This window comes from Segatella copri, assembly GCF_009494835.1.
Taxonomy (GTDB): domain Bacteria; phylum Bacteroidota; class Bacteroidia; order Bacteroidales; family Bacteroidaceae; genus Prevotella; species Prevotella copri_F.
Map to the genome: position 1 here is coordinate 1 of NZ_VZBE01000004.1, position 1922 is coordinate 1922.

1 protein-coding gene is annotated in these 1922 nt (G+C 47.0%); it reads right to left on the reverse strand.

Translation table 11 applies throughout. The features are described from left to right. Positions 1 to 93 precede the first annotated feature (93 nt). On the reverse strand, positions 94 to 1500 hold the full coding sequence (gene ltrA / locus F7D47_RS00920; protein ID WP_153086774.1) for a group II intron reverse transcriptase/maturase: 1407 nt from the start codon (positions 1498 to 1500) through the stop codon (positions 94 to 96). Positions 1501 to 1922 lie beyond the last annotated feature (422 nt).

Below are 1922 nucleotides of genomic sequence, written 5' to 3' on the forward strand. Positions count from 1 at the left end.
AATCGAGTAGGAGGAAAACGAAGTAGTTTTCCTCCTACTTTCGTTTTCCGACCTCTCACACCACCGTACATGCGGTTCCGCATACGGCGGTTCCTATTTTGGGTGCCATTCGATGTATGAACCCATCAATGTAGCATAGCCTGCCATGCTCAACTTTTCGTTGGTTATCGCACGACTTAGTATGTAACTGCCAGCTATGCGCCAATCCCCCAAACGACTATTGCCCCACATGTAAGCTTGGTACTTATCTATACCACATTTTATCAAGTTGGCAATTCTCGTTTTCACCCTCTTCCACGACTTCCATATACACATACGTAGCCGTCGCCTTAGCCACTCGTCAGTTTCCATGAGGAAACGTTTCATGTTGGCAAGGTGATAGTAACCTACCCATCCCCTTATGTACTCTTCAAGTTTTTGCTTCCTCTTGGCATATCCCCAACCATTGCTTCGGGAAGTCAACTCCTTGAGTTTGGCTTTCATCTTGGATTTGGCTTTTGGGTGTACCGTGAGTTGGCATTTGCCTTTCATTACATAAAAGGAGTAACCAAGGTATTTCACACCTTGCACATAGGACACAACTGTCTTGTCCCTGTTCGCCTTCAGATGAAGTTTTCCTTCGATGAATCGGGTTACAGATTCCTTCACGCGTTTGGCTGCACGCTTGGACTTACAAAATATCATCGAGTCATCGGCATAGCGGACAAAAGGGAGACCTCGGCTTGTGAGTTCCTTGTCCAACTCGTTGAGCATGATGTTGCTCAAAAGCGGACTTAACGGTCCTCCTTGGGGAGTGCCTTCCTCGCTTGCCTCGAACATACCTTTGCTCATCACACCACTGCGGAGATATTTGTGGATAAGGCTTATCACCCTACCGTCCTTTATCGTGCGGCTGAGGATTTCTATGAGTTTACTGTGGCTCACCGTGTCGAAGAAACGCTCCAAGTCGAGGTCAACCACATAAATGTAGCCATCATCGATTATTTTCTGAGCACCTCTTAGGGCATCATGGCAGCCTCTTCTCGGACGGAAGCCGTAGCTTCTTGGAGAGAATTGACGCTCATAGATGGGAGTTAGGGTCTGGTTGATGGCTTGTTGAACCAGACGGTCTATGACCGTGGGAATGCCCAACAGGCGCATCTTGCCATTGTCTTTGGGTATCTCTACCCTTTTTACTGGGTTCGGACGGTATGAACCGTCAAGCAAGGAACGGATTAGGGCATCCTTGTTAGCCAAGAGCCAAGGGAGCATTTGCTCACATGACATCTTGTCGATACCGCTACAGCCCCTGTTACGCTGCACTGCCTTGTAGGCTTTGAGTAGGTTATCAGGACTGATGATGCGCTCCAATAGGTGTTCCTTGTCGAATGGTACTTCCACGATGTTGTCTTCACATATCCACATGAAGGTCTGCACTCCCACATATCCTTCGGATTCCGTCCTATCTTTCTGTGGGCAGCCCTTGACTTCTGCCAATGTTTTCTGCATTCTTTCCTTCATAAGGTACGTTTCAATTACTATCGTTTAATTTATAGGTTCTGCCCTTCATGGAGCGTTATCGAGAACTCCACTACTATGGCATCTGCTGACTTCTCACGGCAAGCTTTACTCCATGACTTTCGTAAAGGCAACTAATCGCCATGTCCGTGAGACCTCCTCGGATAAGGGCTTACTCTTTCCATCTTATACCCACTTCATTTACACCAACCATTCCGAATAGCTATAGGACTTTGATTTGTATGGCAATCTCATCCATGGTCAAATGCCTTATATGAAGTTTCTGTACGTTAGGTCAGATGTTTGCCGCCAGCTTCTTTCAGATTCCACCTCGCAGTGGACACCCTTGCTATTGGCTATACAATTCCCGCTATTAGGGCTTGTTAGGGACTTGCACCCATTAGAATAAGCTCATGCCGAGCATA

What these genes read in the sequence shown, in the direction of transcription:
- ltrA (WP_153086774.1), bottom strand. Translation starts at nt 1,500, where the DNA reads ATGAAGGAAAGAATGCAGAAAACATTGGCAGAAGTCAAGGGCTGCCCA.